At 52.4% G+C, this 10,985-nt stretch carries 10 protein-coding genes and 1 tRNA gene; 3 read left to right on the forward strand and 8 right to left on the reverse strand.

Translation table 11 applies throughout. The features are described from left to right. Nucleotides 1-86: 86 nt before the first annotated feature. From C1714_RS00360 to C1714_RS00380, 5 genes are all read right to left on the reverse strand, one after another. On the reverse strand, nt 87-674 hold the full coding sequence (locus C1714_RS00360) for a transposase (protein ID WP_102341329.1): 588 nt from the start codon (nt 672-674) through the stop codon (nt 87-89). 136 nt (nt 675-810) lie between these two features. After that, on the reverse strand, nt 811-2,466 hold the full coding sequence (argS, locus tag C1714_RS00365; protein ID WP_102341330.1) for an arginine--tRNA ligase: 1,656 nt from the start codon (nt 2,464-2,466) through the stop codon (nt 811-813). Between the two features lie 69 nt (nt 2,467-2,535). Further along, nucleotides 2,536-2,612: transfer RNA gene (locus C1714_RS00370), tRNA-Arg, on the reverse strand. 86 nt (nt 2,613-2,698) lie between these two features. Further along, on the reverse strand, nt 2,699-3,451 hold the full coding sequence (locus tag C1714_RS00375; protein WP_102341331.1) for a DUF134 domain-containing protein: 753 nt from the start codon (nt 3,449-3,451) through the stop codon (nt 2,699-2,701). A 99-nt stretch (nt 3,452-3,550) separates the two neighbouring features. Beyond that, nucleotides 3,551-4,141 carry a manganese efflux pump MntP gene (locus C1714_RS00380; protein ID WP_102341332.1) on the reverse strand — a complete coding sequence of 197 codons (591 nt, stop codon included), beginning with the start codon at nt 4,139-4,141 and terminating at the stop codon, nt 3,551-3,553. A 179-nt stretch (nt 4,142-4,320) separates the two neighbouring features. Between C1714_RS00380 and pepD the strand changes: the two genes are divergently transcribed. After that, the gene (gene pepD, locus C1714_RS00385; RefSeq protein ID WP_102341333.1) at nt 4,321-5,760 is read left to right on the forward strand and encodes a beta-Ala-His dipeptidase; all 1,440 of its coding nucleotides are present in this window, start codon (nt 4,321-4,323) and stop codon (nt 5,758-5,760) included. Here pepD and C1714_RS00390 read toward each other — a convergent pair. From C1714_RS00390 to rbr, 3 genes are all read right to left on the reverse strand, one after another. After that, entirely contained in the window at nt 5,718-6,374 is a 657-nt protein-coding gene (locus tag C1714_RS00390; RefSeq protein WP_102341334.1) for a hypothetical protein, read from the reverse strand. The two genes, pepD and C1714_RS00390, sit on opposite strands and share 43 nt — an antisense overlap. Nucleotides 6,375-6,530: 156 nt before the next feature. Further along, complete coding sequence (locus tag C1714_RS00395; RefSeq protein ID WP_167849871.1) at nt 6,531-7,466, reverse strand: PAS domain-containing protein; 936 nt, start codon at nt 7,464-7,466, stop codon at nt 6,531-6,533. A gap of 114 nt (nt 7,467-7,580) precedes the next feature. Further along, nucleotides 7,581-8,129 (reverse strand): rubrerythrin, encoded by a 549-nt coding sequence (gene rbr / locus C1714_RS00400; RefSeq protein ID WP_102341336.1) that lies wholly within the window; start codon nt 8,127-8,129, stop codon nt 7,581-7,583. Between the two features lie 112 nt (nt 8,130-8,241). On the opposite strand from rbr, the gene C1714_RS00405 reads away from it, so the two are divergent. After that, a complete protein-coding gene (locus C1714_RS00405; RefSeq protein WP_167849872.1) occupies nt 8,242-8,880 on the forward strand; it encodes a phosphatase PAP2 family protein in 639 nt (212 codons plus the stop codon). Between the two features lie 73 nt (nt 8,881-8,953). After that, nucleotides 8,954-10,729 carry a Stk1 family PASTA domain-containing Ser/Thr kinase gene (locus C1714_RS00410; protein ID WP_102341338.1) on the forward strand — a complete coding sequence of 592 codons (1,776 nt, stop codon included), beginning with the start codon at nt 8,954-8,956 and terminating at the stop codon, nt 10,727-10,729. Nucleotides 10,730-10,985 lie beyond the last annotated feature (256 nt).

Below are 10,985 nucleotides of genomic sequence, written 5' to 3' on the forward strand. Positions count from 1 at the left end.
GATTTGATCTCACGTCCGTCAACGATGAACGACGTCCCCGTGGTTGTTACACGCGACGCACGATTATCGAGACTGACATCATTCGCTTATACATTTTCCGCATTCAGATTCTGCGGCTCTTCTTCCTGCTCGTAGCAGTACTGAATCTTCAGTGCCTTGCCGCTCAGCACGGGCACGATGCGTACCTCCGCGATGTGCCTGCCTGAAATTCTTTCAGGTACCGGAATACGTATGGAATCCAGATCCGGATGCTGCTTTGAGAACGTACGACTCATCGGAACGCTCAAATTGCCGTTCTTGATATTGATTGCGTTCGTTGACAGCACCAGCAGATACTTTCCGCCTTTCGTGCGGTAGTGGGGAATGCGCACTTTCTTGTCGTAGCTGCCGGACTTCTTCTTATTAAGCAGCGCAAAGAAAGACCGGAAGGCATGATCGCACGTCCGCAGGATCTGCTGAGAAATGCCGGCCTGCAGCAGCTTGTAATTTTCATTATCTTTGCAAAGATGGTAGTTCTCTTCATACCGCAGATACTTGTTCGTCGCAAAGAAATACTGACGGATCTGATACAGTCCAACGTTGTACAGATTGTTGGCATACGAGCACATCTCAAGGATCGCTTCGTACTGGTCCTTCGGCAGATGCCGAATGTAGTTTGTCTGCGTCAGATACATGACTTCACCTCCTTTCCGCTTAAATTATACGGTAACAGTGGCCTTTCATTCCAATGCTGAAGCACATGGGTTTTCCCGGCCGTTTTTCATTTTATGAAATATGTAATGGTATCCGGCTGCCGATATTCCGGTCTGATTACATCTTCTCCGGTGCCGAGACACCGACCAGATGCAGCGCATTTTTCAGAGTAACCATGCATGCCTTCGTGAGACCAAGACGCTCGTTGGTAAGTTCAGGATCATCCGTCAGGACACGCACACTGTTGTAGTAGCTGTGGTACGTCTTAACAAAATCCATGATGTACTCCGTCATCTTGTTCGGCTTACGGTCACGGGCATCGTCTGCCACTTCCTTCGGGAACTCGCTGATCAGCTTCATCAGACGCAGCTCCTTGGCATCCGTCAGTCCGCTGTAATCATCCGTCGGCGCAAACTCCGGCGTACCTTCCCTGGTCAGAATCGAATGCATACGGCTGTAGGCATACTGGGCATAGAACACCGGATTGTTCATATCCTTCGTCCGGGCCAGCTTCAGATCCAGATCCATCTGCGTCGCCACATCCTTCGATACGAAGAACCAGCGCGCCGCATCCGTGCCAAGATCCTCGCACAGCTCACGCAGCGTAATGGCGTTGCCCGTACGCTTGCTCATCTTGACTTCTTCACCGTCTTCAACCATCCGTACCATCTGGATGATGTCAACCGTCAATGTACCTTCCGGCAGACCGCAAGCCTTCAAAGCACACTGCATACGTGTCACATAGCTGTGATGATCCGCGCCCCAGAGGTCGATCAGCTTCTCATAGCCACGTTCCACCTTATACATATGGTTCGCAATATCCGGTGTCAGATACGCCAGTGTACCATCGCTCTTGCGCAGGACACGGTCCTTGTCATCACCGTACTCTGTCGATTTGAACCAGAGCGCACCATCCTTCTCATAGGTCAGGCCCTTGTCCTTCATCATCTGCAGGCAGTCCCTGATCCGCTTTGCATCATTTTCATAGAAGAAGGTTTCACGCATCCAGGACTCAAACGTAACCCCGAACAGTTCCAGATCCTCTTTGATCTTGGCAAGCTCGCGGCGCTCCCCTTCCTTCTTGAAGTATTCAAGACGCTCCTTGGGATCCGCATCGAGCCACTTGTCACCTTCTGCTGCGGCAATCTCATCCGCAATGTCAATGACATCCTGCGCATGATAGCCATTCTCCGGAAGCGGATATTCCTTTCCAAAATGACGGAAGTAACGCGAAATCAGCGACTCGCCGAACATGACCATCTGGTTGCCCGCATCATTGACGTAGTACTCACGCAGACAGTTGTAGCCGCTTGCCTCATAAAGGCGGCAGATGCTGTCGCCCCAGGCAGCGTTTCTCGCATGGCCGCAATGAAGACGGCCCGTCGGGTTTGCCGAAACCCATTCCACAAGGACGTTGGCGCCCTTCCCGGATTCATTCTTTCCCCAGTCATCACCAGCCGCAAGAACTGTATTGATGACCGATGACAGCGCATTCTTCGACATCCGGAAATTGATAAAACCGGGACGCACAGCCTCAATCTCCGACGCCTCCGGCAGCGTCTTCTTCAGATCTTCTACAAGCGGCGCCGCAATATCCATCGGCGCCTTGTGCAGAACACGGGCAAGACGCATCGCCGCACCCGTCGCATAGTCACCCATCTTCGGATCGCGCGGCGTCTCCACATTCAGCACCGCCTCATCCGCATCGATGCCGAACACATTCTTTACCGAAACCTTTACCGCATCATGAATCAGCTTCTCAAAATCACTCATCTCTATTCTCCATCCAGCCTTCCAAGGCATCCTTGCGAAAGAAACAGCCCAACGCGCCCCTTCCACCAATGGTGCGCCGAGCAGGAGTCGAACCCGCTACCTTTTGATTCGAAGTCAAATGCTCTATCCAGGTGAGCTATCGGCGCAAAAAACAGCGCATAATGCAACGCGCTGTAATCATAGCACATACCGCATTTTCCGCGGATACGTCAATGCATTATGAACCGCTTTCTCAGCAGCACGATTCCCCATCATGCCCGCAGCCGCCATCATGGTGCTCACCATGATGATCACATGCCGCATCTTCCTGATACTGCAGATTTCCAGCCAGCAGCGCATTCACTGCCCCGTCCGCATCGCCGCTGCATCCGCCGAAGAAACGGATTCCCATTGCCTTCAGCGCATTCTGTGCACCCATGCCGATGCCGCCGCAGATCAGCGCATCCGCCCCACGGCCTGACAGAACACCGGCAAGAGCACCGTGTCCCTGCCCGTTCGTACTCACGACATTGCTGGAAACCACTCTGCCGTCTTCAATGTCATAGACCTTGAACCACTCTGTCTTTCCAAAATGCTGGAAAATCTCGCCCGATGCCGGGTCAAACGTAACTGCAATCTTCATCTTCTCTTTTCCTTTCATATCTGCCAATGAACCGGTTCTGTTTACTGACTTTCCGCCGCAGCAGCCGCATCCCGGATCCTCTTCCAGAACAACGTTGCCTCCACCAATGCACAGCGTCTTACCATACACCAGCGCCTGGGCAATTTTCTGATGAGCCGCGCCAAGAATGTTCTGAAATGTGCTTCGACTCACATTCATGCGTCCGGCACATTCAGCCTGATCCAGCTGCGCATCATCCGCAAGACGCACAGCCTCCAGCTCATCAAGTGTCAGCTGAATTGTTCCGGAAGACGCATCTGCCGGCTCAAACCGGCAGCAACGCGGCTTCTGATAGATGGTTCGTTTACGTACTGGTCTGGGCATTCATCCCCTCGGTTATTGGCATATGCCAATAACATCGTATCCATACCATGACTCTCTGTCCATATAAAAAGCCAGAGTTTCCTCTGACCAGCTCAACTGTCAAATACCTCCGGCAAGGATCCGGATCCCGATTCCTACCAGAATCACGCCACCCAGCACGCTCGCCTTGCCAGCCAGCTTCATACCCAGCGACCTGCCAAGCACCAGGCCCCCGACACAGATGACAAACGTAACAACACCGATGATCAGCGATGACAGCACCGCCATAGACGCATTGTAGGACGCAACCGTAAAGCCGACTGACAGCGCATCAATCGATGTCGCAACGCCCTGCAGCAGAAGAGTTCCGCGGGCAACCGCCGTTTCCTCTTCGACTTCTTTTTCTTCTTCCTTCGGATTCAAGCCTTCCAGGATCATCTTTCCACCGATATACAGAAGCAGACCAAAGGCGATCCACGGTACAAACCGCTCAAAACTCGTCAGATATTCCACCGCCGTATGAACCGCAAGCCATCCGATCAGCGGCATAAAAAACTGAAAGATCCCGAACACACCCGCGATCCCCGCCATCCGCCGTTTCTTCATATGCGGCTCATTCATACCGTTGGCAAGTGAAACCGAAAATGCGTCCATCGCCAGGCCAACCCCAAGCAGAACGCTCTGAACCACAAACGACACAGTAGAACCCATTTTCTTCTCCCCAAAGATAATGAAAAATTATGATATCACTGCATCCGAACTTCAATGAACAATCTGCACACAAATGTAAAAAGTTTGTAATCAACCTTAGAAAAAGACGGGGCAGCGCAGCTGGCCGTTCCTGATCTGTTCTCTATATAATAAGAAACGAAAAGAGGAGGATTTCACGCATGGAATTCGATGTTTCCAAACGCTGGTGCTATTACTTCAATGAACTGTGCAGGATTCCGCATCCATCCCGCCACGAAGAGGCAGTCGCTGCCTATGTCAAAAAGTTTGCCGAAGATCATAACCTTGAGGTACACCAGGACCGCTGGGGCAATACAGTAGTCCGAAAGCCCGGCTCCAAAGGCTGCGAAGATCAGCCATGGCTCATGCTGCAGGCGCATATGGATATGGTCCCTGCCAAGACGCCGGACAGCACGCATAACTTTGAAACCGATCCGCTGCAGCTTTATGTCGATGATCAGGGCCAGCTGCGTGCAAAGGGGACGACGCTGGGCGCCGATGACGGCGTCGGTGTTGCGTGCATGTTGGCAATTCTGGAAGATGACAGTCTCGTTCATCCACCGCTGGAATGTGTCTTTACCGTCATGGAAGAGATCGGGCTGGAAGGTGCCCTCCATATGAAGCCGGAACAGATTCTTTCCCGCCGTGTCATCTCTCTCGACGGCGGCGGAGAAACATCATCCATGTGCTGTGCCGCCGGCGGAATCAAGGGGTATGTCCAGGTTCCGGCCGAGCGTCATGCGCGCACGATCAACAGTGGCATCCAGATCACGATCCATGGTCTGCTCGGCGGCCATTCCGGCATCATGATCGATCATAACCATGCCAATGCCATCGTTCTGGCAGAGCGTCTGCTCAACCGGATCCGCAAAGAAAACATTCCGTTTGAAATCGGCAGTTTCACCGCCGGCGCAGCGGACAACTCCATTGCCGACCATGCGTTCATTCTTCTCAATACAGATGATCGTGACGCCGTCATTCGTGTCATGAATTCCTTTGCCTCAGAAATCCATACCGAATATCTCGACAGCGATCCTGCCATCCAGATGGAAAGCAGCCTTTGCGAGCCGGCGGAAACCGTCCTTGACGATGCTTTCGTCGAACCTCTTCTCGATCTGATCTCCCTGATCCCCAATGGCGTCGTTCAGTACAACATTCCTCTCCATATTCCTTCCACTTCCAACAACATCGGACTTCTTGAAGAAGGTGAAGAGCACTACAGGCTCTGGTTCCGTACCCGCGGCCTTCTGGACAGTGCCATGGATATGGTTCTCGATGCCATCATCGCCCTGGCCGAGCTGGTCAACGGCTCCGTAACCACGATCATCCGCTACCCGGGCTGGAACTATCAAAAAGACTCCCCGCTCCGGGAAGCCTTCAACGAAACCATTCAGGAATTATACGGACATCCATGCACCATCGAAGGATCCCATGGCGGCAACGAAACAGGCATCTGGGCAGGACTTCATCCCGATTCCGACATCATCTCCATCGGCTCCATTGAAGAAGAATTCCATACCCCGAACGAGCGTCTCGATCTTGCCGCGTTCGATCGTCTCTATAAACAGCTCACGGTCCTCATCGCAAAGCTTGCCCGGTAATTTCCGGCATCGCTCTTGTGGACGCAGATCCGGCTGCCATCAGCCAGGCGCACCATGTGCAGATCAATCATCTGCCCCTGATGCACTCCGAAATCGAAGAACGGCTCCTCCAGCAGAGTACCATAGGCCTGCTGCCCGCTGACCAGTCGGGCCTGAACCCAGACTGCCGCTGGCGCCAGCATGTCATTCCAGAGCTGCACCCGCAGATCATCCGGAAACGATTCATTGCGTACCGGATCCAGCCACGTACAGCTGCGCGTATTCTCCAGCTGCGGATCCTCTGAATCATAGCGATCATCCGCCAGCCGCGAAAAGAGATCAAAATACGGCGTATTCAGATGAAAATCGGCCGTCTCTCTCCATTTTCTGTCCAATACATGTGTCAGGCGCAGAACCGGATCATCTTCCATGGCTCTGCGCATTTTTAAATGTGTCCCCTCAGTTCTCACATACGCCGCCGGCACAAAGGAAATGCCTGCCTTAGGGTCAATGACGCCATACGCCACCATCCCGCAGTCACCGACCGCCGCCCGATAGTTCAAAAACACATAGCGGCGGTAAAAAGAACGGAACGATGTGCCGATCACCGGAAAAAGACCATCGCTCAGCCGCACACTACGCATCCCCCTTTTTCAAGAAGTGTGACGACTGTCAAAGCCGCATCTGAAATATCTTTCTTTGCCATGATTGTTTTCCCGCCTTTCTTTGTCTATCCAAAGAATAGGAAAACAGATGGCAAAAAAAACTGCCAGACAGGGATTCAGAAACAGCTACCGTATCCGCGGCTGCTCCACTTCCTGCACCGTCTCAAGAAGCCCCAGATAGCCGCCATCCCGATCCCGCACCGCAAGATACTGAATCATCACCTTTCTGCCGCGCTTTTCGGCAGGGAAGGAAATCATATCCTGTTCCCCGCTTTTCAGTTTTTCAATGACACTTCTGACGATTTCTCTGACCCGCTGCGGATGGCAATCATAAACCTCTTCTCCAAGCGATCCCAGGGGTCTGGGCACCAGCTCCGTATTCTCAGAGAAATAGCGGTTTACTTCATTGGCATCAATAAATGTAAGCTCCATCGGCAGAGTGCGAAGAATGCCTTCCAGCTGCTTCAAGGTCAGTGTTCCCGAGGGAAGATGAATCTCTGCCGCATCGTTTTGAGATCCATCCTGACACGTCACATACAGCGGATTCTCTTCTTTTGCCGCATATGCCCACACCGGAACATCCTTCAGCCAGGCGTAACCGAATTTTGGAAAACCCGAATAAATACACTGCCAGTCCGAAAGCGAAAGCGCCTCTTCCGCCCGTGGGTACAGAAGTGTCTCTTCCTTCCGGATCATTTCACGCAGCTGCTTCACGAAATCCAGCGTAAAGCTGCGAAATGCCGAAGGAACTTCGGAGTCCGCTGTCATCCGCAGCGTCCTCAGACGCCGGCTCAGCTCACCATCCTCATTCCAGAGATCATCCCATGGCCCTTCGATCCCGTTTCTCTTCAGTCTCACAATGACCAGCTCGTCCTTCTTATCGTCGTGGCTGCGCAGCGGCGAAAAATCTTCCAGCATCTCCTTGATCCCGACAGCGTCTGACTGCTGCCGGATCATCTCTTCCAGCGCATCAAGACGCTTTTTCAGCTGCTCATTTTCAAGCATCAGAATCTGCAGCGGATGCCCCGCCTCACCTGTACAGGGGCTGTTCACGTTCGTCATTGCTAAAACCTCCATCTTCACTCCGATAGAATACACGATCCCGGTCAATGATACGGTTGTTCATGCAACAAAGCTAAAAAAAGCCCCGCCGAAGGGCGGAGCGATGAATCAGAATCAATAATTTTCTTCGCGGATTTCGAAGTAAGACTGCGGATGGAAGCACACCGGGCAGACATCCGGAGCCTTCGTACCGACAACGATATGTCCGCAATTGCGGCACTCCCAGACCTTGACGCCGCTCTTCTCAAATACCTGCTTCTCTTCAACGTTGGCAAGAAGCTTGCGATAGCGCTCCTCATGCGTCTTCTCGATGGCGCCGACGCCGCGGAACTGCGCAGCAAGTGCGTGGAAGCCTTCCTCATCCGCTTCCTTGGCCATACGATCATACATATCGGTCCACTCGTAGTTCTCGCCTTCAGCCGCAGCCTTGAGGTTTTCCTCTACCGTGCCAATGCCGCCAAGAGCCTTGAACCACAGCTTTGCATGTTCCTTTTCATTATTAGCCGTCTTCTCAAACAGAGCCGCAATCTGCTCATAGCCAGCCTTTCTGGCTACCGATGCGAAATACGTGTACTTGTTGCGCGCCTGCGACTCACCTGCAAACGCTTCCCAGAGATTCTTCTCTGTCTTTGTCCCAGCATAGGGATTCTTCTTCTCACTCATACAGTTTTCTCCTGTTCTCCTTCGAGAGGGACATATCCCCCCAATATGTATGAGTATAGCATAGGAATCACCGTTTCCGTTTCAATAAAAGTGTGCGAAAATAGGATCCATGATGTTAAAGCTGAAAGAAAAGTTTGATCAGAACCCGCTGCGTTTCATGATCATTGCCTTTACGATCTACAGCGTCTGGTTCTTTTTTTTGGACAACTATCCACGCAGCCACTATACGATTCTTCATTGTGCCATTGACGATCTGATTCCGTTCAATACGCTGGCCGTCTACCCTTATATTTCCTGGTTTCCTTTGATGGTATGTCCCATGTGGCTGTTTTACTGGCACCATAACAGGAAGGATCTCTGGAACCTGCTGATCCCCGTACTGTGCGCCATGTTCAGCAGCCTCATCATCTATATGATCTGGCCCAACGGCCTCAATCTTCGCCCTGCTGTGATCGAAGGAAACACTCTTTCCGCCTGGATCGCACGCTTCATCGAAAGCTCCGATACGCCGAACAACGTATGTCCGAGCATCCACGTCAGCACGACGCTGCTCATTGACTGGTCCCTGCAGCACTCCGACAACTTCAAGCACCGCTCCAGCAAACAGAAGACGGCCCTCAATATTCTGTGCTTTTCCATCTGTATCGCCGTCATGGTTGTGAAGCAGCACAGCTTTATCGACGTCTGCTGCGGCGCCGCTCACGCCCTGATCATCATCCTTCTCTGGAAGCACTTTAACTTGCAGTACTGACGCCAATCCTAAGGCAATCTTCAGAATCCGGTATCTCTGCCCTATGGTAAGATACTGCTTGTAAGGAGTTCTCATGGCAAAGAAAGACTTTATGAGTGAACTTGCCGCTCAGGTTGCCGCTGAAAAGCGCGGTGAGCGGACAAATATCGATGGAATTGACAATTTCAAACCCAAAAACAGGCCGGAAATGAAGGATCCTGAACCGGAAGAGGAACCGCAGCCAGAAGAAGAAATAAAAGAGACGGAAGAAGTAAAACCACAGCCCACCGCACCGGCAGAGCCGCAGGAAGAGCCTTCCGCAGAAGAACCGGCAGACGATGATGAGCCCGATTCCTTTGGCGAAGAGACGTTTGTCAAGATCGATAAGCCGAAGCGGCAGATTCGCAAACCCGTCCTCATCGGTCTCATTGCGGCTGCGGCAACTGTTGTTGTCCTGCTGGTGTATTTCTTCTTTGTGCCGAAGATCGTGATGCCTGACTTTGTCAACGGCACCGAATATGACCACACGCTGACAGCCGTATCCAACTGGGCCCGCCAGTATCAGATCTCGACGACTTCGATCGCCCAGGCCGATCCACAGTACAGCGACACGGTTGCCAAAGGTGACATCATGGCACAGTCCGTCGAAGCCGGTACCCGCATCAAGAAGGATACGCCGATTACCTTCACCCTCTCGAACGGCCCGGATCCAAACGTCGCCGTTTCCTTCCCGGATATCCGTTCGATGACAAAGGATGAAATTGATTCCTGGGCAAAGGAAAATCTGTTGCTCAATTACAAAGCCACAACCCAGTACAGCGACACCGTCGAAGAAGGCAATGTCATCTCCTATGAAGTCAAGAACGGAGATGAAGCAGGCTTTACCCGCGGCACAACGCTGAACGTCGTCATCTCCAAGGGAAGTGCCCCGGCCGGTCAGGTCACGGTTACCAGCTTCGTAAACAAGACCTATGCCGAAGCCTCTTCCTGGGCAACAACAAACAAAGTAACGGCACAGCGCGTCGATACCTACTCTGACACGGTGGCAGCTGATACCGTCATCAGCCAGTCCATCGCCGCCGGAAGCACGATGAAGCAGGGCGATACGATTATCTTCACCGTTTCCAAAGGCAAGGGCATCACAATTCCGAATCTTGTCGGCTACAGCGCCGAACAGTTCGATGCATGGCAGAAAGCCAACACCGGCATCACCGTCGTACCGACCACGATTTACAACGAAGCTCCGGTAGGACAGGTTCTCTCCCAGTCGATCGCTGCCAATACTGTTGTTGACAGCGGTACCGTCCTGGAAGTTACGACATCGCTGTATCTGCCGATTCTGCAGACAGATTCGCAGCAGTGGATCGACCAGGATTACCTGAAACTGAAAGCCTGGGTGGATGATGTCAACAGCCATGGCGCCAATATTCAGGCCGGCGAATATGGTGATTTTGCTAACCGCAAGAGCGGTGGAACCTTTGGACAGATTGCAGAAATCGCCTGCAGCTACGGAACCAGCGACGACAACAACGGCTGCGACCGTCCACTGAGTCTCAATGCCCGGATCGCCTACCGTATCTATGATGGCGTTTCGACCAGCAACGCCGCCCCGACAGCGACACCTGCTCCGTCTCAGGTTACTCTGACACATGACGACATGAAGGATCTCGCCTCGATGCAGAAGTTCTGTGACGCCAACAGCGAAACGGTATCCTGCAGTTTCGAAAATGGAGCAGCCTTCGGCGTCAAGCTTGGCGATGCAGATCTCGATACGGGAAAGAACGCAACGATCGTCAACGGCTCTAAACTTACCATCACCTACGTTGCCCAGCCTTCTTCTACAAACGCGACGGAAAGCACAAATCCCTAAGAAACATTCGTAATAATGTAAATTGAGCTGCGGGCAAAACCGCAGCTTTTTTCGACTATCTAAAAATAGATGGGGTCTCGGGGTGCCTCTAAGAAATCCTGGGGTTGACTATCCGGGAGAAGAAAAACAGCTCCAAACTTACATGGGGAGGCACTCAGGCCTTCTCTTTTTCGTATTTGCCGATTATTATGCGGTAAGACATCAACAGAAAGGAAAAGGTTCAGAGTCAAGCTTCCCAGCAACCTCTGAACCCACA

Origin of the sequence: Galactobacillus timonensis, assembly GCF_900240265.1 — a bacterium.
GTDB classification, from domain to species: Bacteria; Bacillota_I; Bacilli_A; order Erysipelotrichales; family Erysipelotrichaceae; genus Bulleidia; species Bulleidia timonensis.

Bases quoted from the DNA above. Each gene is read 5' to 3' on its own strand.
- C1714_RS00360 (WP_102341329.1), bottom strand. From the start codon at position 674: ATGTATCTGACGCAGACAAACTACATTCGGCATCTGCCGAAGGACCAG.
- argS (WP_102341330.1), bottom strand. From the start codon at position 2,466: ATGAGTGATTTTGAGAAGCTGATTCATGATGCGGTAAAGGTTTCGGTA.
- C1714_RS00375 (WP_102341331.1), bottom strand. From the start codon at position 3,451: ATGCCCAGACCAGTACGTAAACGAACCATCTATCAGAAGCCGCGTTGC.
- C1714_RS00380 (WP_102341332.1), bottom strand. From the start codon at position 4,141: ATGGGTTCTACTGTGTCGTTTGTGGTTCAGAGCGTTCTGCTTGGGGTT.
- pepD (WP_102341333.1), top strand. From the start codon at position 4,321: ATGGAATTCGATGTTTCCAAACGCTGGTGCTATTACTTCAATGAACTG.
- C1714_RS00395 (WP_167849871.1), bottom strand. From the start codon at position 7,466: ATGACGAACGTGAACAGCCCCTGTACAGGTGAGGCGGGGCATCCGCTG.
- rbr (WP_102341336.1), bottom strand. From the start codon at position 8,129: ATGAGTGAGAAGAAGAATCCCTATGCTGGGACAAAGACAGAGAAGAAT.
- C1714_RS00405 (WP_167849872.1), top strand. From the start codon at position 8,242: ATGTTAAAGCTGAAAGAAAAGTTTGATCAGAACCCGCTGCGTTTCATG.
- C1714_RS00410 (WP_102341338.1), top strand. From the start codon at position 8,954: ATGGCAAAGAAAGACTTTATGAGTGAACTTGCCGCTCAGGTTGCCGCT.